Genomic DNA, 25,763 nt, shown 5'->3' with positions numbered 1-25,763 from the left:
GGCTATCTGGTGACCTTTTTCACGTAGCAGGCTTTGAGTGCGATCGACAGGCCGTTCATCCGGCAATCGATCTCATGGTCGCCGTCCACGAGCCGGATGGGCTTGGATTTCGTGCCGATTTTCAGGGTTTCGGAGGTGCCCTTGAGCTTGAGATCGGCGACCATGGCGACGATATCGCCGTTGAGCAGGACAGTGCCATGGGCGTCCTTGACGATGCGCCCAGCGGATGGGGCATCCGAGGTTTTCTTGTCCAAGGCCCATTCGTGGCCGCAGGTGAGGCATTCGTGGCGACCTGGGAAGGTCAGGACTTCGTCCATGGAGCAGAACGGGCAGGGAATCGCGGACATCAGGTCTGGGAAATGCAAGAGGGGCAGAGGGCGGAATGGCCGTGCGGGGTTTCAAATGGCTCCGGCGGTAGGGATCGAACCTACGACCTAGTGATTAACAGTCACCCGCTCTGCCGCTGAGCTACACCGGATTTGAAATGAATGCCGCTGGATGCGGCGTGGGCGGAAGATGGGTGCCGGGACCGCCCGCTTGCAAGGGAAAAATAGGATGGAGGCGTGATTTTTGAATTCACCCGCCTGCCGCGAGGGTGATGATTTCCAGGGAGTCTCCGGGCTGGATTTGGGAGCTGGGGAAATTTCTTGGCAGGACGGGCTGGCCGTTGAGCTCCGCGACGACGGGTTTCCCGCCCAGCCCCAGTGACTCCAGCAGGGCGGAGAGGGTGATGGGTGCGGTGAGGGGATGGGGCTTGCCGTTGAGTTGGATGCTCATGTTGTGTTTTTGCTTAGCGCCATTGGGAAAGCTGCTCCGGGAAGGGGCATTTCTCGCAACCCGAGAAATCTTCGAGGCAGAAATCGTGATAGAGCTGAAGCAGCGCCTGATGGTGGCAGAGGCGTTTCAGGAAGGGTTTTGCCGCTTCCTGGGAGCCGAAGAGGCGTATGCCGCAGCGTTTGAGTTTTTGGTTCACGGCGGAGTGGCGTTGCTTGTGGTAGTCCTGAAAGGTGAAGCGTTTCTCGTGGAGCGCCAGCGGGATGAGGTGGTTCGCGGCGAGTTCCAGAGCCAGGCTTTTGCCGAACACCGAGATCGCTTGGCCGCTGCGTTCCGAGGTCAGCGTGTGGTGGTGGGACCAGAAATCGTGGCGCAGGCCGTGGAGGAAATCGGTGAGCGGCTTCACGGAAAACGGGGCGGCAAAGGCGAGACCCCGGAACTCAGGCCACTGCCTGACGAGTGCGGAAAGCCCTCCGACGCGGCGGTGCGGATGGTTCGCCGGTCGTTGGCCGTGGGTTTTCCAGGCGGGGCTGCGGCTTTCCGGGGCTTCGTGCTCGGGGCGTATTTTCCACCAGGTTTCCCAGAGATCGGCGAGATAATCGCGGGTGTCCACCGGGGCGCGGTTGTAGAGATCCGCATCGAGGAAGCCGGCGGTGCCCAGCAGCATGGCCTCCGCCTGCTCCGGATTTCCGCGCAGGGTGGCGATGGGTGCCCTCTGGGCGAGAAGTTTCATGGGCAGTGAGTTGCCGCCGTAGCCTAGGGTTTCCGCCGTGGCCTGGAAAAGGGCGGCATCCAGGCCGTGCGCCTCGGACATGCGGATGAAGCGTGAGGCCTTCTGGGAGGCGCGGCGCAGGGCAGCCTCCCGCAGCAGGCGTTCCACGGAGAGCCGCGGCATCCGTTTCAAAGGCTGGAGGCAGCGGCCTGGGACTGAAATGGCGGTCTCCCGCAAGGGCAGGCGCAGCGCCTCGCCGAGCTGGCTTGTCGAAATCAGGAGCTCCGGCACCAGGCGGTGGTTTGCGGTGCGGACGAACATCTCGCGCATGACCGGGCGGAAGGCGACGTGCAGGATGGTGTTGGTGAAGGCGGGATTGGTCGAGTGGCCGTGCGCCTCCCAATCGGAACTGGAGCAGTCAATCTCAATGTCGCCGGTGAAATGGCAGCCATCGATCTCGATGGCCGCATGGGCGAAATCCGGGCCCGCGCCGTGGTTCCACTCGCCGAACTGGGTGATGCGCAAGTTGCGCCCGTCCTTGAGCCGGAAGTCCCGCCCGAAGGCGCCGGAAAACCAGAGCGCCTGGAGCTCGAGTTCCGGCGGCAGCGCCGGGGCGGCCACCTCCTCGAAGGCCAAGGGAGGATGCCAGATGCTTTCTAGGAGGAAGCCGTAGTTCACTGATGCTATAAACTTAAGATTTCAAACCCGAAGGAAGGCTACTGCTTGGGGATCTTTGTCGGATCGGCCGGCGGCGGCGGGGGGGGATCCAGGATGTCAAGCCAGCCGGAGAGGGCATCCGCGGCTGGGATGCTGCCGTATCTTTCCTTGGCTTCGCGCAGCATCTTGATGGCGGCGGGGTTGTTTTTCATTTCCCGCTCGATGGCGATGAGCTGGATGTCCTGGCGGAGCTTGTCCTCGGGCCTTTCGTGGAATTCCTTGGCTTTGCCCAGCCAGAGCCGGGCTTTGTCGATGTCCCTTTCCTCCAGATATCCGAGGGCAAGCCCTTCCGCGAGAATGCCGGATTTCAGCTTCTCCGCCGCGCCGGAAATTTTTTCCCGCCGCAGGGCTGACTCGTCAGGCCACTGGCGGGAGGCGGCCCGGAGGGCGCGGAAGTCGCGGTCTTCCGGGCGGTTTGTCCCGGTGCCATCGATGTGGAGAAAGGGGCGGTAGAGCGGATCCCCAAGCACAACGCCCTGCCATGAGGCGACGGGGATGGAGGCCCACGCCGCCTCCGCGAAAGTCCAGCCTTTCAGGAGCCTGTCGTGTAGGATCTCGAAGTGGTGGGTGAGGTCCAGGTAAGGCTCATAGACATTTCCGACCGTTGCGGCGGCACCACGGACGAGCAGCGGCGCGCTCCAGTTCTTGTGCGCATCCGTGAGCTGCTGTGCGCTGAAGGAATGCAGATGGACCGCCACAGCGCCGGGGCGGAACATGAATCCGGGGTCAAGGAATGGGCCGCTGACATCCCAGTCATACCAGCCGTAGTAGATGGAGGCGTCGGTGAGCGGGTAGTTCTTCGGCAGGGTGTCGTTGAAGCGGTCTGTGACAGTGGGTATGCCCATGCGCATGTTCTCTGCGACGATGTCGCTGAGCCACTTGTCGCCCTGTGGGAATTTGTTGGCGATGTCCACGTAGGCGCGCCCCCAGAGGCCGTGCTTTTCTGTGGCCACCGCGTCCGTGATCATTTTTTTGCAGATCGCGTAGGCGGGTGAATCGATGCGTGAGGTGAGCACGAAATAGGGCAGCTTTGCCTTCGAGAGGGGCGAATCGCTCTGATAGAAAGCGTTTTTCAGGACACCTTTCGAAGGCAGATCCTCGATGCCGAAAAGCGCAAGCTCGGAATCCACGCAGGCCTCGTCGCGTGGGGCAATGGGATCCGCCGGTGGTGCCTCACCCTCCTTGGGAGCGGCTTTCGGGGCGGGCTGGATGCGGAGCGGCACCCCGCGCATGAGGACGATGGCGCGGATGCGGTTTTCCGTGGGCACGAGCAGTCCCTGGGGGTCGCGGCTGCGCTTCCACCAGCCCCTGTCGGTGAAATGGTCGCGCAGGGGGGTGAGGATGGATTCATCGTATTCCGCCCGTGAGATATCCGGCTTGGGCGGCATCTCAAGTCCCAGCACCTGGGAGGCCGGAATGCCGCGGGCTTCCTGATAGACCTCCGCGAGGCGGGCGGATTCCGGATCGGACTTGTTGTAAACGACAAGCACCTCCCGGCTGGTGAGCTGTTGGGCGTTGGAGCCTGCAACCATTGCTGCGGCGACGAGAGGCAGTAACAATGGAAGTTTCCCAAAGGCGGCTGTTGGCATGGCGTGAGGATGAACGCGGGGATGAATCTTGCAACCCAAAGGAAGCAGGGCATCACAGGATCAGCATGCAATCGCCGTAGGAATAGAAACGGTATCTCTCCGCGACCGCCTGGCGATAGGCTTCGAGGGTTAGCTCGCGGCCGGCCAGGGCGGAGACGAGCATGATGAGGGTGGACTGCGGCAGGTGGAAATTCGTCAGCAGCGCATCGACGGCCTTGAAGCGGTATGGCGGGTGCAGGAAGATATCGGTTTCCCCGCTCATGGCCGCCTGAGGGCAGATCCGCGCCGCATCGGATGCCAGCGATTCGAGCACGCGGGTGACGGTGGTTCCGCAAGCGATGAGCCGCCCGGCGGCGTTGATCCGTTCCGCCGCCTCCGGCCTGACGCTATACTTTTCCGAGTGCATCACATGCGCGCCTATGTCCTCCACGGTGACGGGGCGGAAAGTGCCTACCCCGACATGCAGGGTGATGAAATCATGCTTGATGCCAGATAGCATCTCCGGGGTGAAATGCAGGCCTGCGGTGGGCGCGGCGATGGCTCCCTCCTCCTTTGCGAAAACGGTCTGGTAGCGTTCCTTGTCGGAGTCCTCGTCGTCGCGCCCCATGTAATGCGGCAAAGCGAGGTGCCCGTGTTTTTCCAAGTCCAGCGGCGCGTCCCAGCGTATGATGCGGTCGCCGTTTTCCATGACCTCCACGACGGTTCCGGTGGTTCCGCCGACGGTGACGGTGCGGCCCTCTTTCATGCGCTTGCCCGGCTTTGCAAGGCATCGCCAGAGTGTGGGCGAGAGGCGGTCGAGGCATAGTAGCTCGGTGCGCCCGTCATCGGAAAAAAGGCGGGCGGGGATCACGCGGGTGTCGTTGAGAACCAGGAGATCGTCCGGGCGCAAGAACTCCGGAAAATCGGCGAACATGCGGTGTGAGATGGCTCCCGTTTCACGCTCGATGACGAGCATCCTGGAAGCGGAGCGCTCGGGCAGCGGGCGGGAGGCGATGAGTTCCTCCGGCAGGTGGTAGTCGTAGTCTTTGGTGAGCAGGGACATGGGAAAAGATTCAGGCGGAAATCTCCCTTCGCAGGGCCAGCGCGGCTTCGGGGCTGCCCCATACGCGGAAGAGGTTGTTGGTCATGTTCGGGCCGGGCCGGGCCGTGGCGATGAGGATGCGGGTGCCGCCTTTTTCCAGATCCCATGGGTCGGTGTCGCCCGTCGCTTGCCAGCCTTTTTCCAGAAGGGCGCGGAGGTGATGGTCGCGGCAGGTGGTGTCGTCGCCGGGGATGCCGAACTCGAGAGTGGGCTCAGGATGCGGAGGGAGAGCCTTTGAAGACGGAAGCTTAAAACGCCTGTTTCTGGCCCACCGGCGGGCCATGGGTTGCAGGAGGTTCAGAAAGCTGAGGAGAAATTCCGTGCGGCAGTCGCGGAACGTTGGATCGATGGGACGGAGCGGCAGCATGCGGTTGACGATGGATTGGTAACCGGCTTGTCCCATCGCGCCGTGGTAGATGATGGATGTTTCGCCGACCCCCACCGCGCCGCCGCCATAGACGAAACCCGTCCAGCGCGCGTCACCGTTTTTCCCGAAGCGGACCGGATGCTTTGCGAGCAAGAGCTTCTCCGCTTTTCCATAACCCATCTGCTGCCTCAGGAAGGCGCGGATCGAAGGCCTGCGCCAATGCCATACGAATGCGCCGGGGACGAAGCCGAGGCGGTGGCCCGAGTCGCTGAGCCGCCAGCAGAAATCCACATCGTCGCCGGCGGTGCGGAAGATGGGATCGAAGCCGCCGACCGCCGCGAAAACCTCTTTCCTCACCGCGATGTTGCAGCCGGGCAGGTGCTCCGCGCGGGTGTCGTCAAGGAGAACATGGCTCGGTGCACCCGGTGCGGAGCGGATCACCGCCTCAATCGGAGTCCGTGCCAGCGGCGGCAGGTTGGGGCCGCCGGCGGCGGAGATTCCTGGATCGAGGAACGCTTTCCCGAGGCGGACGAGCCACTCGCGGTCGGGCTCGCAGTCGTCGTCGGTGAACGCGAGGATGTCCCCGGAGGCGGCATCCGCTCCGATGTTGCGGGCCGCGCTCAGGCCGGAGGGTGGGATGGAAAGCAGGCGCACATTCGGGAAATTTCGGGAGACGATCTTAGCGGTGCCGTCATCGGAGCCATCGTCGATGACAAGGGTCTCGTAGGGGCCGCCGTCCATGGCCGCGATGGCGCGGAGGCAATTCTCGATGCGCTCGCCGCCGTTGCGGGTGCAGACGATGACGGAAAACCGCAGGCCGGTTGCGGGCGGGGCGGGTGAAAAGTCGCGGCAAACCTGGAGCGCGGGTTTCGGGTTTCCCATGCGGTCGGTGATGCCGAAGCTCCAGTCGAGGATCTCGCGGCCGGCGTTCATCCAGAGATCGCTCCAGGCATAGGCGGTGAATCCGGCGGTTTCCTCCCGGTGGGCAATTTCCAAGGCCCAGCCGAGGGAATGCGCCTGCGCGCCGGGGGAATTGCGGTGGGTGTCCATGCCGAATTCGGAAACAAGCAAGGGGCGGTCGCCCGCGATGTTCTGGAGGCGGCGGAGGTAGGCGGCGAAGGGTTCCTTTTCCTCAAGGTAGATGTTGAAGGCGGAGAAATCGGCGGTGCCGGGCTCGAGGTATTCGGTGGAGGGATAATTCGCGTAGGCGAAAAGGAGATGGGGCGCGGTGCGCTTGCCGAGTTCGATGAGTCCCTCGATGGCCTCGCGGACGGGAGCCGGCCCCATCCAGCGGACGAGGTCGCAGGGGATTTCGTTTCCCACATATATCCCTGCCAGCGCGGGGTGGTTGGCGTGGGTTTCCAGCCAGCCCGCCAACCGGATGCGCGCAGCGGAGAGTATGCCGGGCTGCGAGAGGAAATCCTCGTGGTGATTCCAATCCAGCCCTGCGAAAACGATCACCCCGCAGCGTTCCGCCGCTTCCAGGAGCTGGCGATCGGGCAGCGAGAAGAGCCGTATCGAGTCGAATCCGGCGTCCCGGATCCTTGCGAGCTCGACGGCGGCAAGCGGTTCCTTCTCCGGCGGAAACGGGCCGTAGGTGACGGTTTTGAGCCAAAGGCGCCGACCGTTGCGGCGGAAGAATTTTCCGTCGATTTCCAATGCTGGTCTGATCAGGGGCGCCGCCACGTGCGCAGACTAGATGAGACAGGCGTGAGGTTGGAACGGAAATCGTCGGCTTGTCCGTGTTATCAGGCGTGTGCTGGCTCGCATTCCTCCGAAGAACAGCATGCGGTCGGAACATCCGGGGCTAGCGGGGAGAGGCCGAGCTTTGCGAGGAGTATTTGGTCTTTCTCGACGGTAGGGTTCTTGGCGGTGAGGAGCTTGTCGCCGTAGAAGATCGAGTTAGCACCGGCGAAGAAGCAGAGTGCCTGCGCTTCGTCGGAAAGGCGGGTGCGGCCGGCGGAGAGGCGGACTTTCGCCTTCGGGATCGCGATGCGGGTGACGGCGATCATGCGGACGATGTCGAAGGTGTCGACCTGCGGGTTTTCCGCAAGCGGGGTGCCGGGCATGGGCATGAGGGAATTGATCGGCACGGATTCCGGCTGGGGATCAAAGTTCGAGATGACTTCCAACATGCGGAGGCGGTCGGTGATGGTTTCGCCGAGGCCGAGGATGCCGCCGCAGCAGACGGACATGCCGGCTTTCTGGACGTTGGAAATGGTGCGCAGGCGGTCTTCGTAGGTATGGGAGGTGACGATGTTCGGATAGTGCTCCGGGGAGGTGTCGAGGTTGTGGTTGTAGGCGGTGACGCCCGCCTCCTTAAGCCGCACCGCTTCCTCCGGGCCGAGCTCGCCGAGGGTGACGCAGACTTCCATGCCGAGCTTGGAAACGTCCTGGATGATATCGAGGACTTGCTCGAAGCGCTGCGTGCCGCCGCGCACACCGCGCCATGCCGCGCCCATGCAGAAGCGGGTGGAGCCGGTCTCGGCGGCGATCTTGGCGCGCTCCATGATGTCGCACTTCGCCATCAGGCGCTCGGACTCTACGCCGGAATTATAGCGTGCGGACTGGGCGCAGTAGGAACAATCCTCGGAGCAGCCGCCGGTCTTGATGGAGAGGAGGGTGCAGAGCTGCACCTCGGGGTTGGCCCAGTTTGCCTGGTGGACTTCCCGGGATTTCTGGATGAGATCAAAAAACGGCAGGGAATGGAGGGACTGGAGTTCTGTTAGGGTCATTTTGAGTGAATTCTGAAAATCTGAAATACTGGGAAGCTGGAATTGGAGTCGGGTGAGGAATGGCGAAATCCTGTTTGAGCGTTTCAGGATTTCAATTGTTGCCTACTGCGTCCAACCGCCGAAGCCTTTGGGCATCTGGCCTTGGCCGACTTCGGTGTAGAGGGTCTTGCCGATGCAGCCTTCGAGGCCGATGCCCATGTGGCTTTTCCAGACCTTGGACATGGAGGCACCGGTGTGACAGCCCCATGATTTGGCATAGGCATGGCTTTTGAAGACGGAGGATTTGAGGCGGGGGATATCGCGCTCGTGGAGCCATGCGGTGGACGCGGCCATGATCTCGCTGCCGTATTCGAAGAGAAAGGCGAACTTGTTGGAGTGGCCGAAATAGTCGAAGGTTTCCACGGAGCCGCGCGGGCGGGAATTGAACTTGTTGATGAAATCCCCGCCTGAGCTGAACCAGATGAGGGTGGCCTTGCGCTTGGCTGCCTGCTCGGCGATCCACTGGGTGTAGGGTTTCCCGTCCTCACGTCCGCGCGCCTCGTAGCCGGGCCGATAGACGAGCCAGACAAGGGGGGCGTCCTTGCCGTAGGCGAGGCGGACTTCGGCCATGCGCAGGGTTGAGGCGCGGATGAAATTCGCCCACCAGCGGTCATGCTGATCATCGCTGACACGGTAGTTCTCCCATTTCCTGAGCGCCGGGCCACCGGCCACGATGACATGCTCCGCCTGCGCAGCTGCGCCGAGAAGCATGAGGACTAGGACGATGGCCTTGGGAAAGCGGTTCATGGGGGTGAGGGTATGCCGGGGGGAAGCGGGCGGTCAACCGGGAAGGGTAAGCTGGTTCAGCGCCCCCCGCCGAAGCGCAGGACCCTTTCGCCTTCGCGGTAGTAGTTGAGCCGGTCGCGGGCGTGGATCTCGAGGAAGGAAGAATCCTCGCGCAGTGCCTGGAGCTCGATTTCCTTGTGTTCCTTGCGGGCAAGTGTGTTTTTCTCACGTTCCTGCACCGCGCGCAGCTGTGCCTGGAGTTTTTCGAGTTCCCTCTTCTGTGGGAGTGCGGTGGCCGCAATGAGCAGGCCGAAGGCAACGGCCAAGGCGACGCAGAGAATCTTGTTGATCCACTGGATGAAATTGTTGGCCGACTCCATCTTGGCCAGCTTCTCGGCTGTCATTCGCTTTTTCGCCATCTGCTGTGTGTCCATGAAAGCACATGGCCAGCCTGAATGTCAAGGTATCTGAGGTATTGGGATTTCTGTTGGGGGGATTCGCCTCCTGTTGTGGTGTATGGCAGTTTGCGATTTTGATTCGGGCTGAATGGGCCGGATCAGCCCCACCGGGAGGGATTGACTGGCGGGGCGGCGGGTGTGAGCTTCGCGGCGATGCGGATGAAATGGCTTGGAGTCCTGGTGGCGATGTGGTTTTGCAGCGGATGCGAAAAGGCGCGGGTTCCGCGAGCGGTGGCGGTGAGCGAGGATGGGGCGATGGAACTCAGGCTGATGACGGTGAACCTGCGCTATGAGAACGATGGGGACAGGGGCAGGCGTGCGTGGGCGCAGCGGGTGATCGGGATGGTGGGGATGATTCGCACGAATGCTCCTGATGTGTTCGGTATCCAGGAAGGGCTGCATGGGCAGGTGGCGGATCTGCGGGCTTCGCTGCCGGGCTACGGGTTTGAGGGCTTGGGGCGCAGCGACGGGAAGCGCGCCGGTGAGTATGCGGGGATTTTTTTCCGCAGCGACCGCTTCGAGCAGGATGTGGGAAGGAGCGGGATGATCTGGCTTTCGGCAACGCCGGAGAAGGCCGGCTCGATGACATGGGGCAATGAAATCCCAAGGGTGGCGACCTGGGTGAGGCTGACGGATCGCGCCAGCGGGCAGCCGCTGTGGGTGGTGAACATGCACCTGGATCACCGCAACCAGCCATCCCGTGAAAAGGGGGTGAGGCTGATGGCGGAGCGGCTCGTGGAGATGAATCCGGACGGTGAGCCGGTGGTGTGGATGGGGGATTTCAATGCGGTGGAGGGAAATCCGGCGCTGGCCTTTCTATCCGGGAAGGCAAGCCACATCCCGGCAGTGGAGGGTTTCGACGGATTGGTCGAGACCTACGACGCGCTCAATGCGGGGGAGAGAGAGCGCGGCACCCTGCATTTCTGGATGAGCGATCCGAACCGGCAGTGGAAGGTGGATCACATCCTCATCTCTCGGGGAGGGGAGGTTCTGGAATCGGGAATCCTCCGGACGGGGGAGCCGTATCTGTCGGATCATTTTCCGGTGACGGCACGGGTTCGTTTTCCGGCGTTTGGGAAATGATTTCCGCGAGGGCGGATTTGAACGATTCCGGCCAGGGGAGGGCGGCGATGCTCTCCGCTTGCTCCCACTTCGGGCTGATGGCCCTGAGCTGGGCGAGGTAGGAGGCTGCGGTCTCGGTATCTCCAAGCTGGGAGTGGGTGATGGCGAGGAGGGCGGTGGTGTTTTCGATTTCGGCGGGGGGCAGGCCGAGTTTGGTGGCGCGGGTGAGGCAGACGAGGGCTTCTGAGGAATGGTCCGTGAGGAGGGCGATCCAGCCGGCGCGGATGGCGAAGGCGACGTCGTTGGGGAAACGGAACAGGCCGGTGTTGAGGATTTCCATGGCTTGGCGGGCATCGCCGGTCTCGAAGGCGGTGTAGGCGGCTTCGGCGTAGTCGGAGGGGAGGTGGTCGGCTTCGGGTTGGTCTGTGATGAGGGCTATCCAGGTGCGGTGGGCGGAGGTGAAATCGCCTAGTGTGGTGTGGGCGGTGGCGTTGGTGCGGAGGCAGGCGGCGGGGTTTGCGCCGAAGCGGCGGGCGATGGAGGATAGGTTCTGGGCGTGGGTGGCGAGTTCCGGATTGCTTGCGAGGGTGGCGGCGTGGTGGATGGCGAGCGCTGCGATGGAGTGCCTGCCGATCTCGGCTTCCGTCCTGGGATCGGCAAGCTTCAGGATCAGGGAGTCGATGTCATCGGAGGATGGGTTTCCAGGCAGGGAAAGCTTGGAGAGGGCCAGGGATTTCCGTTCGGATGCCTTTTGGAAGAGGGGTGTGAAATCCGGTGATTCGTAGCCGAGCCAGTCCTGTTCAAGGCGGATCGACGCGGGATCCGGGGAGTCGGTTTTTCCGGCGGCAAGGTCGCGCAGTGCGGGAGGCAGGTCGCTTGCCCTTGCGACGGTGCGCTCGATGAAGGATGGGTTTTGGGATTCGATGGCGAGGAAGAGTGCGGTGGCGAGAGGCAGGCCGTGCTCTGCGGAGTCGATGACGGCGGAGATGGCGGCCGGATCTCCGGTTTCGAAGGTCTTGCGGATGATCTCCGCGTTGGCGCGTTGTGGGACGGAGAGTTGTGGGAAATCCTCCGGGTAGGCGGCGGCGAGGCGCCGGTTCAGGGCGGACTCGGCGGAGTAGAGTTTCAGGGTGCGGGGGGTGTTTTCCGGAAACGTTTCGGCAAGAATTTCGAGACGCTCAGGGACCGGGATATCCGTTAGGGTCTGGGTGGCGGGATCGAGGCGGTGGCCGGAGATGGCGCTGAGGAGAGAGCGGGGGAGGGGGAGGGCCGGAGGGGAGGGTATGTTTGTCAGGAGTGCGATGGTGTCCCCTGCGGTTTTGATGGCTGTGGGTTGAATGGCGGGTCGCCGGATGATGCGGAGGCCGGTTGTTGCGACGGGCTTTGCATCGCCCAGGATGGGGATGGTGACGCGGTTGCCATCGCTCCGGACGATAGTCAGATCCATGGCATCGAAGGATGCTTCGCGTGGCTCGGGGTATTGGGGGAGCAATTCGGAGCGGAGGATCTCGCCGGTGGTGGTGTCGCGGATGCTCCAGAGGTAGCCGCCGTTTTCCGCCTTCACGGGATGTGCGAGGAGTAGGCCGTTTGCGGTGAAGGGTTGGCAGGTGCCGGGATCAAGGTTTGCGGGGAATGCGCCGAGGTTTGCGATGGGTTTCAGGGTTTCCGCATGGCAGAGGAGATTTGTGGAGTCCCGTTGGACGAGAAGGTGCAGGCCGTTTGGGGACAGCGAGATGTGGGGAATGGCTTTGGCGTCGGTCGGGAAAAGGACGGCGCTGACTTCCGGTGTGTCTGAGAGGTTCCATCGGACGACGGTCGGGTGTGTTCCGCCGAGGGCGACGAAGATGGCTCTGCCTGGATCTCCGGTGAAATGCAGAACCGGCGCGGGATGGCGGAGCAGGACGGTGGGGATGTGAAAGCGGTGGGAAGCGAGGGTTTCCGCGAGAAGTTTCGCTGCACCGGCGGCCTGGAGGTAGGGGATGGCTTTATCGGGTTCCTTGTTCGCGAGGTGGGAATTCGCAAGTGCGAGCTGGGCGGCGGCGAGGGTAGGATCGGGGGAGGCCGCTTTATCGGGAATGACCGAATTTTGTTGATGAGCCGGTTCCGGCCTTTTGCATGAGCAGAGGCCCATGAGTATGGCGATGAGGATGGGTTCGGTTCTCATGGGATGTGTGAGTTGGCGAGATGTCCGGCACTTGTGCAATGCCGGTTGGGGCGTGATTTGTGCCAGGGCGCTTACATTCGCCTGCGGATTACCCAGAAGCCTGTTGCGGATTTCAGTGCCAAAACAGCTACGGCAGCCCAGAGCACCCAATCGAGGGTGCCTGGCCAGAGATAGACATCCACCATAAGCCAGATGAAAACGATGAAGCGCGGGCGCAAAAGCCACGAGTAGGGCTGCTTGAGCGCGTTGCGGATGAATGCGAAGGTTACGACCAGGAGGTAGAAGAAGATGTAGAGCGATCCCGGCCATAGACCCGCATGGCCGGAATGGATCATGGCGATCATCACCACGGATACGACGAGCTGATCGACCATGGTGTCGGTGAAAGAGCCGCGATCCGATGCCGTGCCCCGGAAGCGTGCCAATGGGCCGTCCAAGCCGTCGAGCAGCACGTGCAGGAAAAGCAGGGAGAAGGCCAGCCATGGTGCGACCAACCCGAAGGCGGGTACGAACGCGAGGCCGCAGAGGAGGGAGGCGACCGTGATGTGGTTCGCGGTGACATGGGCCCATGTGAGGGCGTGGAGCAGCGGGTCCAAGAGGGCTGCTCGCAGGCCTTGTGACCAGGCCATGAACCCGGCTTCGCCGCCGGAGTAGCATGTCACTTTCGGGTCATCGGTGTTTTTCCCGTTCATGCTTCCTCCTTGTCCAGCGGGAATGCGATAGGATGGAAGCCCATACCCCGGATTCCTGATCCTGAGTTGTGGAAACGGATGCCGCCGTGTCTGTGGTCTCGGAAGGGCATGTGGGTGTGTCCGAAATAGCAATCGCCGGTTTTTTCCCGCCATCCGGGAATTGCGGTATCGAGATGATGGGCGATGCGGGCAACCGTGATGCGCCTGGGGAAGTAGGCGCGGTGGAAGGCGCGGGACATGCCTGTCAGGTCGGCTGCGTCATAAAGGGTTGCGCTGATGCCACCGCGCGGCTTGTCGTTTGCCCAGGATTCGCGCGCCTTTTGCAGTTCGGGCAGGTCCATGTTTCTGTTTGCGCAGTCTCCGTGGAGGAAAATCCGCCGGCCCAGGCGCAGGTGGTATTGGTGGATGTGTAGGTTGGGCCATTTGTCACGCAAAGGCTCCAGTCGCTCGCAGAAAGCACGGATGCAGTCGTGGTTCCCTTGTATGAAATGGAGGTCCCGGCCATCCATCGACTGCAGGAGCTGTTCAAGCCATCGGATGGCGGCGGCGATGGATGCGGATTCGTTGCGCAGGGTGCTCCAGCGGAAATCGAAGGTGTCGCCGTTGAGTATGAGGGCTTCGCAGCGTTCGACCTGGGGTGCGATAGCTGCAAAAAGGGACTCGCCGACGGATCGTTTCGCCAGGAGGTGGAGATCGGATATTACCAGGCCTTGGGGATGCACGGGAGCGGGTTGGTCGTGGAGTTTGTGTAGGGGCTGGCACTGGTGGCGGCTACGCGAGGGTGCCTTCTGTGACGCCGAGTTTCTCGGTGGCGTGGATGCGGGAGAGGAGTTGGTCGGGTGAGATTTCCCCGGAAAGGAGGGCTTGGTAGGCCGTGATCGTGGAGGTGGCGGAGTCGCGGTCTTCGTCGAGGAGCTCGATGCGGAAATGGCGGAGGCCGGAGGCGAGGAGCTGCGGGAAAAAGCGGCCGCCGGTCTGGGCGCGGCCGTTGAAGAGGGTGTTGCGGCAGCCGACATCGGCCTGGAGGCGGTGGAGCTGGCCGACGCGGTCGCGGAGGTGGACGGTGTGTTTCTCGCAGGGGCGGCCGCAGTCCTTGTAGGTGGTGCCCGAGCTGAGGAAGGTGCAGAACACGCAGTGCTCCATATGGAACATGGGCATGTGCTGGTGAAGGGTGAGTTCCAGCCAATCGGGCGGGGTTTTTGCTAACAGGTCGAGGGCTTGGGAGATGTTGAGGTCGTAGGAGATGGTGAGGCGGTCGAGGCGGGCGGATTCCCTGAGGATTCTCGCGGTGAGGGGGTTGGCGACGTTGAGGGAGAAATCGCCGATCTTGATGAGGGGTGAGTTTTTGAAATGGTGGAGGGCGGCGAGGTTGCGGAGGAGAAGTCCGTGAGGGTTGGCGCGCCCGATGAGTTTCAGGTAACCGGTCTCGCCGGTCTTGATGATCCGGGGGGTGGCGAGGATGATTTCGCTGGTGGTTCCGCGGGTGAGTTCGACGGCTGCCTTGTAGCGGCGGGGGTCTTCGAAGTCGCAGTAGATTTGGGGGATGTTGGCTTCGATTGCGGATTCGAGCTGGTCCAAGGTGCGGGTGAGGACGCTCAGTGAAGGGGGATTGGGGATTGGGTGATTGGATGGTTCGGGGAAGAGATCTTTTGAGGATGCGGCGGAGGGGGAAGGGTTCGGGTATTGTTCGGCCTGGTGGTCGGAAACCGCAGCCACGAGGTCGCGGCGGAGCTGGTTGAGGGCGGAGAGGGGGAGGTGGCAATCGCCTTCGATCCGGTTGTCTAGGGAAGCGAGTTCGTAGGGGGTGTCGCCGAGGCGGGAAAGCTGTTTGGTGAGTGTCTCGGTGGTGAGCGGGCGGCCTGATGCGGGCTCCAAGTGGGATTCGGTGGAACAGGAAACATCCCCGCACGCGAGGGTTAGAGGTTCGCCGGGCTTGCCGTTGACCGTGAGATGGAGCGGGGTTTTCTTCAGCGGCGGCTTCGCGTTTTGCCAGAACTTGCGGATCTCGGATTCCAGGGCGGGGTCGGCGGTCTTGTAGAGGGTGACGCCGGGGCGGATGCGGTCGAAATTGATTCCGGAAAAGGTGCGGTGGAAGATGATGCGGTCGTTCTCGATTTTCCAGATGGAGGCACCCTGTTCGAGATCGCGGTTCTCGCCGGCGTCGAAGACGATGCCGTCGCCGGCCTTGAGCGGGGGGATTTGTTCCGAGGGCGGTGTGTCGAGGCGGATCCAGCCGTTCTGGGCTTCGGTGATCGTGCCGAGGAAGGGGCCGCGCTTTTTGCCGAACTTGCCGTGGGTGAGGTATGGGTGGTTGGTGCCCGCGAGCCAGCCGGTGGTGAGGCCGCGGGAGAAGGTCATTTCGAGTGCGTAGCGATCGGCTTCCGTGACCGTCGGCGAGGGTGCCGGGTTTGTGCAGGCATCGAGCGCCTTGCGGTAGACGCGGGTGACGGCGGCGACATATTCCGGGGTTTTGAGGCGGCCTTCGATCTTGAAACTTTTCACGCCCGCCCTGACGAGATCGGGGATGAGATCGACGGCGGCGAGATCCTGCGGGGAGAGAAGGTAGCGGTGCTCGCCGAGGTCGCGGGATTCGCCATCGACGACGATCTCGTAGGGCATGCGGCAAGCCTGGGCGCATTCGCCGCGGTTTGCGGAGCGCTGGCCGAGGGATTCGGAGGTGAGGCATTGGCCGGAATAGGCGACGCAGAGGGCTCCGTGGACGAAGACTTCCAGCGGAGTGGAAAGTGCCAAGTGATCAGTGATCAGGGAAGAGTTGAAGCGTTCGATTTCTGAGATGGAGAGTTCGCGGGCTAGGACGGCGCGCTCCATGGGGAAGATGGTTTCCAGGAATGCGAGGCCTTCCGGGGAGGTGATGGTCATCTGGGTGGAGGCGTGCAACTCCACGTCCGGCGCGATGGCGCGCGCCATTTTCGCAAGGCCGAGATCCTGGATGATGAGGGCATCGACTCCGGCGGCGGCGATGGTGCGGAGTTGCTGCTCGGCGGCTTCCAGTTCGCCGGTGAAGATGAGTGTGTTCATCGCGACGAAGCCTTTCACGCCGTGCTTGTGCAGATACGCCATCAGCTCGGTGAGATCGGCTTCGGAAAAGTTGTCGGCGCGGAGGCGGGCGTTGAATTTCGGCAGGCCGAAGTAGATCGCGTCGGCACCGGCGGCGACGGCGGCTTTGGCGCAGTCCCAGTTTCCGGCGGGGGAGAGGAGTTCGGGTTTGTTGTCCGGTTGTTTGCTCAATGGATGGGCAGCGTAGCTTTCTGGAGGAAAATGCGCAACCGTGATGGCTGGGCGGTGTTTCCCTCACCGTAGAATCGAAACGTCATGTTACCGAAATCGACAGGAAAATGGACGGAGGCGGAGGCGAGGCATCTGCTCAACAGGGCGGGATTCGGGGGCTCACCGCAAGAGATCGCGACATTCCATGGGCTTGGAAGGGAGAAGGCCGTGGATTTGTTGCTGCACCCGACGGAGCCTGAGGATGCGTTCCGCCTGCCCGATTGGTGCAACAGGGAGCAGGCGCTGGCAGATGCGCGGATGCGCCGGGAGCAATTCATGGACGCGCAGAAATCGCGCAGCGGCATGACGGCATCGGAGGCTGAGGCGCAGCGGCGGAAAGCCTTCCAGCAGTTCCAGCAGGACAACCGCCGGAATTCCGTCGAAGCGCAGGGCTGGTGGTTCAACCGGATTTTGAAAACCTCTGCGCCGCTGCGTGAGAAGATGACGCTTTTCTGGCACGACCATTTCGCCAGCTCGATCCAGAAGGTCAAGCAGCCCGTCCTGATGATGGAGCAGAACAGGCTGTTCCGTGAGCATGCGTTCGGGAGCTTCAAGGAGCTGACGCAATCCATCGTGAGGGATCCTGCCATGATGCTTTACCTGGACACGCAGCGATCCAGCAAGGCGATGCCGAACGAGAATTTCGCCCGTGAGGTGATGGAGCTGTTCACTCTCGGTGAGGGGAATTACACGGAGCAGGATGTGAAAGAGGCCGCTCGGGCGTTCACCGGGTTCCAGTTGAACCGTTTCAACGGAAATGTAAGCCAGAACGCGGCGGCATGGGACTCGGGGGAGAAAATGATTTTCGGGAAATCCGGGGCGTACAACGGTCGGGATGTGGTGAACCTGATTTTCCAGAAGGATGCCTGCGCGAGGTTCATGGTGGGGAAATTCTGGGAGTTCTTCGCGTATGAATCGCCGTTGGAATCCGCCATGGAGGATCTGGCGAAAACTTTCCGGGATGCGGATTATGAGGTGAAGCCGGTGTTACGGGAGATTTTCCTATCGAGGGAATTTTACGGCGAGAAGGCGATGTCCACCCAGATCAAGTGCCCGGTGCAATACCTCGTGCAGATGCTCAAGGAGCTGGAGATGGATTCCGCCCCCATGGGTTTCCCCATCATGGGGCAGACGCAGCTCGGCCAGGTGCTTTTCATGCCGCCGAACGTGGCCGGTTGGGACTGGGGCAAGGCATGGATCAACACCAACACGCTCCTAACAAGATACAACCTCGCCGGCGCGCTCACCAAGGGCACGATGGCCGGCAGCATGCGCGGGCGCGATGGCATGGAACGGATGGGACGCCTGCGCGAGCTGGCGGGCAGGATCGCGAAGGGGCCTGACTTCGCCAAAATCGCCGCGGAGCCGGAGCGGAATGATACGGAGGCGCTCGTGGACGGCCTGATCGGCAGGTTTTTCTGCGTGCCGATCCCTGAAAAGGCGAGGCAATCCTTCATCGCCTACGCGGACTCGAAAAAGGGTGTCAGTTTCACCGACGCTGAACTCGGCGAACTGTGCCACCTGATGATGAGCACCCCTTATTACCAACTTTGCTGATTTGCAGAAACCAGAGGAGACCATATGAAAACGAGACGGGATTTTATGAGGTCGGCGGTGCTTGGGGCATCGGCGACGTGGACTTTGCCGGGCTTCATCGACCGGACATTTGCGGAGCTCGGCGAGCAATCGCGGGGCAGCGCCACGCAGTTTGCGACCGGCAAGGACGACACGATCCTGGTGGTGCTGCAGCTGGCAGGCGGAAACGACGGGCTGAACACACTCGTGCCTTACGGCGACGATGACTATCACAGGGCCAGGCCGACGATTGGGAAGAACGCGAAGGATCTCATCCGGATCGGCGACGGGCTGGGCCTGAACTCATCCATGCCGTTCCTCGGCTCGCTGTTCAAGGAAGGCGGCCTCGGCATCGTGCAGGGTGTCGGCTACCCGAACCCGAACCGCTCGCATTTCGTCTCCACCTCGATCTGGGAAACGGCTGATATCAACAACCGCTCGAACACGGGCTGGCTGGGCAGATACTTCGACAACGCCTGCGAGGGGGTCGATCCGACAGTTGGGATCAGCTTCAACAAATCGACCCCAGAGTCCTTCGGTGCTCTGCGCAACCCGGGCGTGAGCCTGAGCTCGCCGGAGCTCTACCGCTGGATCCACAGCGGCGGCCAGAAAGCCCAGGCGGAGGAGTTTTTCTCCGAGCTGAACCGCCCGGAGGACGAGGCGCCGGTGGACGGTGGTTCGATCGACATGCCTGCCGGCGGAAAGGTCGGCGGCGTGGTCGGAGAGTCGAACCTCCATTTCCTCGAGCGGGTGGCGCTCGATGCGCAGGTCTCATCGAAGAAAATCCTGGAGATCGCCGCGAAGCACAGGACAACGGTCCAATACGACGGCACGCCGATCGCGCGGAACCTCAACCTGGTTTCGCGGATGATCGCCGGAGGGATGGCGACCCGGGTTTACTACGTGAGCCACGGCGGATTCGACACCCACACCGGCCAGGTGAACTCCCACGACCGCCTGTTGGGACAGCTGGACTCCGCGCTGAAATCCTTTTTCACAGACCTGAAGAAGCAGGGCAACGACAAGCGCGTGGTGCTGATGACCTTCTCGGAATTCGGCAGGCGGGTGAAGGAAAACGCAAGCGCGGGAACCGACCACGGCAAGGCGTCCTGCCTGTTCGTGGCGGGCGGCGGAGTCAAGGGAGGGCTCTATGGGAGCTACCCGAGCCTAACCGATCTGACGGAGGGCGACCTGAAACACACGGTCGATTTCCGCAGCGTGTATGCCGATCTGCTCGGTGCTTGGCTCAAGGCGCCGAACATCGGGAAGATCCTTGGAGGGGACTTCCGCGGGATCGGCATGGTGTGATGGTGGGTGTCGCCCGCTTCGTGGGCGGCGGCCGCCTTCCGGCTTGCTTGGATTCCCGCGCAGGGAAACGGCAGCCGGCGATGATCAGGCATCCCGGTAGCACTCGCCGAGCGGGGTGAGCCTGCCGTCCTTGTCGAAGAGAGCGCTGGTGCCGAGCGCCTTGTTGTCTTGTCCGGCGGGAAACCATGCATAGCGCTCGACGATGTCCATCGCTTCCAACTGCGGAAGGAGTTCCTCCATGAATTTCCGTATCCTTTCCGGCTTGTGGCGGTTCGTTTCCACGGACTTCGCCTCCCAGTCCCCGACGGCGAACTCGGTGATCCAGATGGGGCGCCTGAACATTTCATGAACGGATTCCACCCGCTCAATGAACGCCGCAGGACTCGGCCCGGTGTAGGAATGGATGCAGACGAAATCGACGCGGAGCTTGCGCTCCTCCACGCCGGCCATGAATTCCATCATCCAGAGCTTGTCCGGGTGCACGCAGCCGGGGCTACCAAGGCGAAGCCCTGTCCCCATCAGCAGAGGCCATGCATCGAGAGCCTTTTCGACGCTCATGTTGGCCTGGTGCTTTTGGTCGGGCTCGTTGAAGCCTAGGATCTCGTCCGCACCGATTTTTTCCGCGAAGGCGGCGGCATTGCGCGTGGCCTTTGGGATATCCCAGCGACCGAAGACCATGGGGATGAACTCAATGCCGGCGGGTATGGGTTTGTCCGTCGCGGAAACCCAAGAGTAGAACCATTTGCATCTCAGATCCTTCAGCCTCTGGTCCCAGCCATCATTTTTGGTGCCGATCCCGAGGCCTTTTTTTCCGGGTTTTTCACGAGGGGTCTCGGGGACTTCTTTCTCTTGGGGCGAGCAGGAAATGGGGGCGAGGCTTGCCAAGGTGGCCAGTCGGAGCAGGTCGCGGCGGGAAAAATCGGAGAGGGTCATGGCTGATGGATCCGGAAACTAGGCTCCCGACGCGTCGGATGGAAGGCAAACCGTTCGGGTGCTCTGCGGAAGGTTGCAAGCTCCTTCGAATGGCTTCGATTTTTCAGCAAGCCCATTTGCCTCATGATTCGCGGATGCTGGGCTATGATAGCATCAACCGATCATGAGAGATCATGAGGATTCGAATCACCGCATCTGAGCCCGAACAACAAGATCCATTTATGGCCATTCTAGTATCTGATTGGAATTCGTGCCTGCTACGGTATCCTCAAGAAGAGAATCGCGAAGCACAACAAGGCGTGGGTGGCAACCCGCCAACCCGCCGCGAGTCGGAGATCGAAGCCTGTTGAGAACCCGTTATCCTGAATCGGACTGGCGCTCCCCGTAGCCGGTGCCACACCTCGACGTTCGAAAGATTCTTGAAAATTGCCGAGCACCGCATAACTTCCGCGCTGTTTTGGAAAACCCCATATGCTGGAAGGGGCTTTGGGAATCCAGCCTGCCGAAAAATCCTACCTCCCTAGTCATGACCATGGATCTGAGCCGCCTTCTTGTTTTCGCGTTCGCGAGTCTTTGCCTGATCGGATCGCCGGTTCTCGCAGAATCCCGGACATGGACAGATGGGGCCAGCAAGCGTTCGCTCGAGGGCGAGTATGTCATGAGATCCGGAGAAAAGGTCGTGATACGGCTGGCAAGCGGAGAAACCGTCGAGGTGGCGCTCAGTCGACTCAGCGAGTCGGACCGGATTTTCGTTCGGGATCAAGCCCCGGGGCCGGGCGATGCTCTGGCCAGCATCCCTTGTCCGATCTCGATAGAGCCCTTGCCCGTCACGGGTAGCGGCGAGGATCGCAAGGCTGCGCTGAAGGTTACCAACAACGGGGATCAGGAGATCTCGAAGCTGGGCTTGACCATGTACTTGTATCAGGCTGACGGCAGCCTGAAGCAGACCGTGCCGTACACCAACACGAAACAATTCGACGGAGTCGACAGCACGCTTGGCAAGGGAGAAAACTACGTGGTCGAGTTGACGTCGTTCTGGGTCAAGGACGATGTCGTGGCAGTGGGTGGTCTGGTCCGGGCTCTGACATTGAAGGACGGGACAACTTGGCCGGTTTGGACGGGGCCTGCCCCGGACCCTGAGGGGGAGGCTCCCGTGTCTTTGGTGATGAAAGGGGTGGTGCGGGAAGGGGCACTTTCGGCGCCTCTTATCGAGGCCTTCAACCACAGCGACCAAGGGGTCAAACGCTTGGAATACCTGATATCCTACGTCGATGAATCCGGGGGTGTTCTCCTGAAGGGTCGCCGCACCTTCGTGAACGCCGACATGGCTGCCGGCAAGGGGGCGGCGTTCTTCGGCTCAGCGGCGCCACCGGAAGGCACGGCCTCGGTCGTGCTGGCGCTGCGTTCGGTGGCTTTCGATGACGACAGCAAGTGGAAGCCCTGAGAGGCATCGGATCTGGATTCCCACCAGATCGGCAACGAAATTCCAAACGTAACCCACACGTTTCAATATAAGGCATTCAAATTGGAGATGACGCAAGGCCAAGACAGCAATGCGAATCACGAGCATGATTTCACAAATCCCCCCGAAGGTTTGGAAATCACCGAATTGATCGCCAGGCAGAGATTCAGGATTCGGGAGGTCGTGCCATTCTCCACTCGGGCGGTGGGCGCTTTGTTCCTACTGGCCGGAATCGCATTCCTGATCGTGCCGATCACCCAAGTCCCGCTGATTGAAGAATTCTTTAAGGAGAAACTTGGTAGTGTTCCTGCGATGATCCCCGAATTGGTTAGGATTCTGCTGATCGTCACTGTAGCCATCCTATCGTTTCAGCTGCTGAGGCAGCTCTTTGGAACGACCGAAGTGGAAGGCACGATCAACGCAATCACCAGACGCCACAGGCTCCTTGGAATCCCCCTGACCCGTGCGATGAACAAGAGCGATTTCAGGTTTGTTGAGGTGAAACACCGTCGCGGTCGCGCCAATAGCAGTTCGGACGTTGAAAACAGGTTCGTTGGGTCATGGGAGGTTGGAATGGTGGGAACGGGTGGCTTGCTCAAGTTCTGCAAGACCGAATCGTTGGAGGAGGCGAAATGGCTGTCACGCTTTGTTGCCGATTGGTATGGGCTCAAGGTGGAGCTGAAAGGGGACGATCGAAGGATTGGGTTCTAGCGGTTTCGGATTCCTCTCACGGAACAATCATTGTAGCCTTCCTGAGGCTGAAAGCCACCGTATGAGGCGTCGATTCTATCACCTGCCCCGTTGCGAGTTCAAATCCGTGCATTCGGGTCAGGGGCTTCATAGCAACATTTTCCCCGAAAAGATCTATCGGGTAATCTGTAAATGGGTTCATGTCTCTTCCGGTGAGGGAGGCTTGGGTGGGTAAGGGGCGCTTTGGACATTGTTTTTCCCGAATTGGGGCGGTATGCCGTTGGTATGCCGAAGCTGTTATCTTTTCTTTTCTGTGCGGCAGTGATTTCGTCGGGGTTTTGCGGGGAGATTTTGGTCGAGTTCGATGGTAAGGAGTGGGATTTGCCTGAGGGCTTCGTGGAGATGACGGAGGAGGATCTGAAAGGCGGTGTATGTTTTACGGCGGATGCGAATGTGCCGGTAGGGATTTCGTTGGAAGGCTTGGGGCTTGAACAGCTTCTGAGCCATCCTGTTCGCTTTGCGTTGCGAGGTCAGGAAGGTCGGGGGGTGATGATTGATCCGATTCTTCAGGGAAAGAAGGAGGCTGAAAACGTGATCGGTGTGATTTGTGATGGAGGGCAGGTGATCGCTATCTGTCATCCGGTGGAAATGGCTGAGGCCGGGATACCTGACAATGCCGGCCGTGGGATTATGGATGCCGATCTGGTGGGTTTGGAAAGTTTTCTCAATGCCATCAGGGAAGGGGTGAAGAGGGCGGACGCGGCGGAAGAGATACCGCGCTTCGTCCTTGTGGTGAGGTCAAGGACATCCTTCGGGCACATGGTTAAGGTGCTGCAGTTGGTGCGCTCTGCGGGCTGCTTGTCCGGGGTGGTGCGGATTGACGATGGGTTTCCGAGCATGGAGTTTGACATACATGTTGATCCGGAGGTGCAGCCGCCTGTGGTCAAGCTGGCGGATACGGAACCAAGCGGCAGGATTGTCGTGAACATCAGGGTGGACGGGACGCTGACTGTCGGGCAGAACCTGGTCTTGGCCGATGAAGCGGGTGTGACGGACTACGTGAAACGGGAACGGAAGCGGCTTGAGGCTCAGGGGCTAACCGCGAAGCTTTGTTTGCGTGGCGATAGGGATTCCGTTTTCAAGTATTCCCGGAGTGTGATTCGGGCGGCGGCAAGTGCGGGTGTGGATCAGGTCGTCTTCGCCGTGTATGAGTCTTCTGAAAAGAAACCCGATAACGCTCTCAAGATACGTGAAACGGATCTCGAGATGGCCTTGCCGAAATTGGATGACGATGCGCTGAACGCGGGTGAAAAGGATTCCGTGGTGGTGAAAATTTCGATCACCAAGGCGGGAGTGATTTCCGCTAAGGAGGGCGTAGAGCTGGACAAGGATGCCGATCAAAGGGAGTTGCCGTTGCTGAAGGCAAAGCTGAAGGAAATCGCCAGGGAGAAAGGCGTGCGGGAAAAGGATTTGAGGGTATCCGTATGGGTCGATCCGCTGACCACCCAGCAGCGTGTGATTGATGTCCTGAATCTGTTGGCACAGCTTGAAATCAAGAGTGTGATCTTCAGGGATGAGGAGGATCATTGAGGGCAGGGGGCTCAATCTGTGGGGATAGGCTTCGTTGTCGTTTTTGGTTTCCGATATGGGCTGGAGGGTAGAGATTGGCTGCATGAAGTTGGCACGGCTGGGAGACGGGGCGGAGATTTTCCACACCTTGCAGGGGGAGGGGGCGGGGATGGGTGTGCCTGCGGTTTTCGTGAGGCTTTCGCTCTGCAATCTTCACTGCGTGTGGTGCGATACGGATCATACTTGGAACTTTGAGGGCACGCCATGGGTGCATGAGAAGGATGCGATTGCAGGGTATGCGAAGTATCGCCGGGAGGATGTGATCATTGAGATGGGTGTGGGCGAGATTGCGGATGCCGTGAGGAAGTTCGGATGCAGGCGCGTGGTGCTGACGGGAGGGGAGCCGCTGCTGCAGGAGGAGGGTTTGCTGGGCCTGATGGAAGTCCTGCGCCGGGATGGGCATGAGTGGTTTTTCGAGCTTGAGACGAATGGGACGCGAATGCCGGGAGAAGCTTTCCTGGCGGGAGTGGATCAGATGAATGTTTCCCCGAAGCTGGCGAACAGCGGGATGGATGAGGCGAAAAGGATCAGGCCGGAGGTTTTGCGGGGGCTGGCGGGGACGGGCAAGGCGTGGTTCAAGTTTGTGGTGCAGGGGGAGGCGGATGTGCAGGAGGTGCTGACGCTGGCGGAGGGCAACGGGATTGCGCCGGGGAGGGTGATCCTGATGCCGGAGGGTCGGACGCTGGCGGAGATCGACAAGATCGCGGGCTGGCTTGCGGAGCGCTGCCGGGATCTGGGATTGCGTTTCTCGGACAGGCTGCACGTGAGGTTGTGGGGGGATAGGCGGGGGGTTTGATCTTTTTTTTGCGAAACTTTTGGTTCGGATCGGTGTTTCCGGGATGTAGAATGAAAGGCATGAACGACAAGCACGACTGGGAAGAGGGCGATGCCACATGGGATCTGCTTGGAAAAGCCGTGCCCAAGGAGGCGAGCGGACGTTTCGCCGATGACACGCTGAGGGCTGTGAGGTTGCTCCCGGAGGCGGATCCTTGGTGGCCGAAAATCCTCACCTTCTCGCCTTGGGTTGCGGTTGCTGCCTGCGCGGTCTTCGGGGTGTTTGTGCTGATTGACGGCTCGGAACCTGTGGGTGGAGGCGGTGATGTCGTATCCGTCCCTTCGGGTCAGGAGGAACGCTGGGTGCAGATTGAGGAAGTGGCGGAGGCGGAGATGCTGGCTGCCGCAGCGGATCATCTGGATCGCTTCAGCGACCAGGAGCTCGTCTCGCTGATCGGCTTCTGATTCCCCGCTGCGAGAATGCGGGTTGCAATGCCGCCGGATGGGCGGTTATGGTTTGTCTCCGAAGGTATTAACTATGGCGATCGAAGGAGAAGAACTGGCAAAGGCATGCATGAAGGCCGCGGGAGAGATGCAGGCAGAGAACATCAGGGTATGGGATATGCGCGGGGTTTCGAACCTTACGGATTTCATGATCGTGTGCTCGGGCTCGTCGATGCCGCACCTGCGGGCGATCATCCGTGAGGTGGCGGGGATCGTGGAGAAGGAAGCCGGTGCCAAGCCGGTGAACTCCGAGGGCAAGGTGGATTCCCGCTGGGTGGTGCTCGATTACATTGATGTGATGGTTCACGTCATGCACGAGGAGATGCGCGAATTCTACGGGCTTGAGCAGCTTTGGGCGGATGCGAAGGAGCCCGAATGGAGCCAATCCGGATCGGATCAAGGCGATGGAGCGCGCAGGAAATCCAATTTCACCCACTGAGGGTGCCGGAAAGTCCGGGCGCATCCGGGTATCATCGACCCGGCG

Annotated in this window: 23 protein-coding genes and 1 tRNA gene; 9 read left to right on the top strand and 15 right to left on the bottom strand. The window is 61.2% G+C overall.

What is annotated here, in order from left to right; all coding sequences use genetic code 11:
• Positions 1 to 2 precede the first annotated feature (2 nt).
• From HZ994_03885 to HZ994_03840, 10 genes are all read right to left on the bottom strand, one after another.
• The gene (locus tag HZ994_03885; GenBank protein QTN31503.1) at positions 3 to 347 is read right to left on the bottom strand and encodes an alkylphosphonate utilization protein; all 345 of its coding nucleotides are present in this window, start codon (positions 345 to 347) and stop codon (positions 3 to 5) included.
• Between the two features lie 56 nt (positions 348 to 403).
• Positions 404 to 478: transfer RNA gene (locus HZ994_03880), tRNA-Asn, on the bottom strand.
• A 98-nt stretch (positions 479 to 576) separates the two neighbouring features.
• Entirely contained in the window at positions 577 to 777 is a 201-nt protein-coding gene (thiS, locus tag HZ994_03875) for a sulfur carrier protein ThiS (GenBank protein ID QTN31502.1), read from the bottom strand.
• 13 nt (positions 778 to 790) lie between these two features.
• Positions 791 to 2,164: a DUF2851 family protein gene (locus tag HZ994_03870; GenBank protein QTN31501.1), complete on the bottom strand. Its 1,374-nt coding sequence runs from the start codon at positions 2,162 to 2,164 to the stop codon at positions 791 to 793.
• A gap of 38 nt (positions 2,165 to 2,202) precedes the next feature.
• Positions 2,203 to 3,792 carry a TIGR03790 family protein gene (locus HZ994_03865; protein QTN31500.1) on the bottom strand — a complete coding sequence of 530 codons (1,590 nt, stop codon included), beginning with the start codon at positions 3,790 to 3,792 and terminating at the stop codon, positions 2,203 to 2,205.
• Between the two features lie 52 nt (positions 3,793 to 3,844).
• Positions 3,845 to 4,834: a tRNA preQ1(34) S-adenosylmethionine ribosyltransferase-isomerase QueA gene (gene queA, locus HZ994_03860; protein QTN31499.1), complete on the bottom strand. Its 990-nt coding sequence runs from the start codon at positions 4,832 to 4,834 to the stop codon at positions 3,845 to 3,847.
• A 10-nt stretch (positions 4,835 to 4,844) separates the two neighbouring features.
• Positions 4,845 to 6,926: a glycosyltransferase gene (locus HZ994_03855; GenBank protein ID QTN31498.1), complete on the bottom strand. Its 2,082-nt coding sequence runs from the start codon at positions 6,924 to 6,926 to the stop codon at positions 4,845 to 4,847.
• Between the two features lie 62 nt (positions 6,927 to 6,988).
• Positions 6,989 to 7,975 (bottom strand): biotin synthase BioB, encoded by a 987-nt coding sequence (gene bioB / locus HZ994_03850; GenBank protein ID QTN31497.1) that lies wholly within the window; start codon positions 7,973 to 7,975, stop codon positions 6,989 to 6,991.
• 102 nt (positions 7,976 to 8,077) lie between these two features.
• Positions 8,078 to 8,761: a hypothetical protein gene (locus HZ994_03845; protein ID QTN31496.1), complete on the bottom strand. Its 684-nt coding sequence runs from the start codon at positions 8,759 to 8,761 to the stop codon at positions 8,078 to 8,080.
• A gap of 56 nt (positions 8,762 to 8,817) precedes the next feature.
• The gene (locus HZ994_03840; GenBank protein ID QTN31495.1) at positions 8,818 to 9,159 is read right to left on the bottom strand and encodes a septum formation initiator family protein; all 342 of its coding nucleotides are present in this window, start codon (positions 9,157 to 9,159) and stop codon (positions 8,818 to 8,820) included.
• Between the two features lie 198 nt (positions 9,160 to 9,357).
• Between HZ994_03840 and HZ994_03835 the strand changes: the two genes are divergently transcribed.
• Complete coding sequence (locus HZ994_03835) at positions 9,358 to 10,281, top strand: endonuclease/exonuclease/phosphatase family protein (GenBank protein ID QTN31494.1); 924 nt, start codon at positions 9,358 to 9,360, stop codon at positions 10,279 to 10,281.
• Here the strand turns inward: HZ994_03835 and HZ994_03830 are convergent.
• The 4 genes from HZ994_03830 to HZ994_03815 form a co-directional block, all read right to left on the bottom strand.
• The gene (locus HZ994_03830; GenBank protein ID QTN31493.1) at positions 10,166 to 12,424 is read right to left on the bottom strand and encodes a hypothetical protein; all 2,259 of its coding nucleotides are present in this window, start codon (positions 12,422 to 12,424) and stop codon (positions 10,166 to 10,168) included. The genes HZ994_03835 and HZ994_03830 overlap by 116 nt on opposite strands.
• A gap of 71 nt (positions 12,425 to 12,495) precedes the next feature.
• Positions 12,496 to 13,116, bottom strand: a complete 621-nt coding sequence (locus tag HZ994_03825) for a CDP-alcohol phosphatidyltransferase family protein (protein QTN31492.1) — start codon at positions 13,114 to 13,116, stop codon at positions 12,496 to 12,498.
• Positions 13,113 to 13,838: a hypothetical protein gene (locus tag HZ994_03820; protein ID QTN31491.1), complete on the bottom strand. Its 726-nt coding sequence runs from the start codon at positions 13,836 to 13,838 to the stop codon at positions 13,113 to 13,115. Before HZ994_03820 ends, HZ994_03825 begins: the two co-directional genes overlap by 4 nt.
• 49 nt (positions 13,839 to 13,887) lie before the next feature.
• Complete coding sequence (locus HZ994_03815) at positions 13,888 to 16,365, bottom strand: U32 family peptidase (GenBank protein ID QTN31490.1); 2,478 nt, start codon at positions 16,363 to 16,365, stop codon at positions 13,888 to 13,890.
• Between the two features lie 84 nt (positions 16,366 to 16,449).
• Between HZ994_03815 and HZ994_03810 the strand changes: the two genes are divergently transcribed.
• Positions 16,450 to 17,961 carry a DUF1800 domain-containing protein gene (locus HZ994_03810; protein ID QTN31489.1) on the top strand — a complete coding sequence of 504 codons (1,512 nt, stop codon included), beginning with the start codon at positions 16,450 to 16,452 and terminating at the stop codon, positions 17,959 to 17,961.
• A gap of 24 nt (positions 17,962 to 17,985) precedes the next feature.
• Positions 17,986 to 19,287, top strand: coding sequence for a DUF1501 domain-containing protein (locus HZ994_03805; GenBank protein ID QTN31488.1), 1,302 nt, complete (start codon positions 17,986 to 17,988; stop codon positions 19,285 to 19,287).
• Between the two features lie 84 nt (positions 19,288 to 19,371).
• Here the strand turns inward: HZ994_03805 and HZ994_03800 are convergent, their stop codons facing one another.
• Complete coding sequence (locus HZ994_03800) at positions 19,372 to 20,220, bottom strand: hypothetical protein (GenBank protein ID QTN31487.1); 849 nt, start codon at positions 20,218 to 20,220, stop codon at positions 19,372 to 19,374.
• A 526-nt stretch (positions 20,221 to 20,746) separates the two neighbouring features.
• Here HZ994_03800 and HZ994_03795 point away from each other — a divergent pair.
• From HZ994_03795 to rsfS, 6 genes are all read left to right on the top strand, one after another.
• Positions 20,747 to 21,664, top strand: coding sequence for a hypothetical protein (locus HZ994_03795; protein QTN31486.1), 918 nt, complete (start codon positions 20,747 to 20,749; stop codon positions 21,662 to 21,664).
• A gap of 150 nt (positions 21,665 to 21,814) precedes the next feature.
• Positions 21,815 to 22,393, top strand: a complete 579-nt coding sequence (locus HZ994_03790) for a hypothetical protein (GenBank protein ID QTN31485.1) — start codon at positions 21,815 to 21,817, stop codon at positions 22,391 to 22,393.
• A 264-nt stretch (positions 22,394 to 22,657) separates the two neighbouring features.
• On the top strand, positions 22,658 to 23,962 hold the full coding sequence (locus HZ994_03785; GenBank protein QTN31484.1) for a hypothetical protein: 1,305 nt from the start codon (positions 22,658 to 22,660) through the stop codon (positions 23,960 to 23,962).
• Between the two features lie 55 nt (positions 23,963 to 24,017).
• Positions 24,018 to 24,797, top strand: a complete 780-nt coding sequence (locus tag HZ994_03780; protein QTN31483.1) for a 7-carboxy-7-deazaguanine synthase QueE — start codon at positions 24,018 to 24,020, stop codon at positions 24,795 to 24,797.
• Between the two features lie 59 nt (positions 24,798 to 24,856).
• Positions 24,857 to 25,240, top strand: a complete 384-nt coding sequence (locus HZ994_03775) for a hypothetical protein (protein QTN31482.1) — start codon at positions 24,857 to 24,859, stop codon at positions 25,238 to 25,240.
• A 73-nt stretch (positions 25,241 to 25,313) separates the two neighbouring features.
• Positions 25,314 to 25,718, top strand: coding sequence for a ribosome silencing factor (gene rsfS, locus HZ994_03770; GenBank protein ID QTN31481.1), 405 nt, complete (start codon positions 25,314 to 25,316; stop codon positions 25,716 to 25,718).
• Positions 25,719 to 25,763 lie beyond the last annotated feature (45 nt).

The organism is Akkermansiaceae bacterium, from assembly GCA_017798145.1.
Taxonomy (GTDB): Bacteria; Verrucomicrobiota; Verrucomicrobiia; order Verrucomicrobiales; family Akkermansiaceae; genus Luteolibacter.
This window is presented reverse-complemented; position numbering and strand designations above follow the sequence as displayed.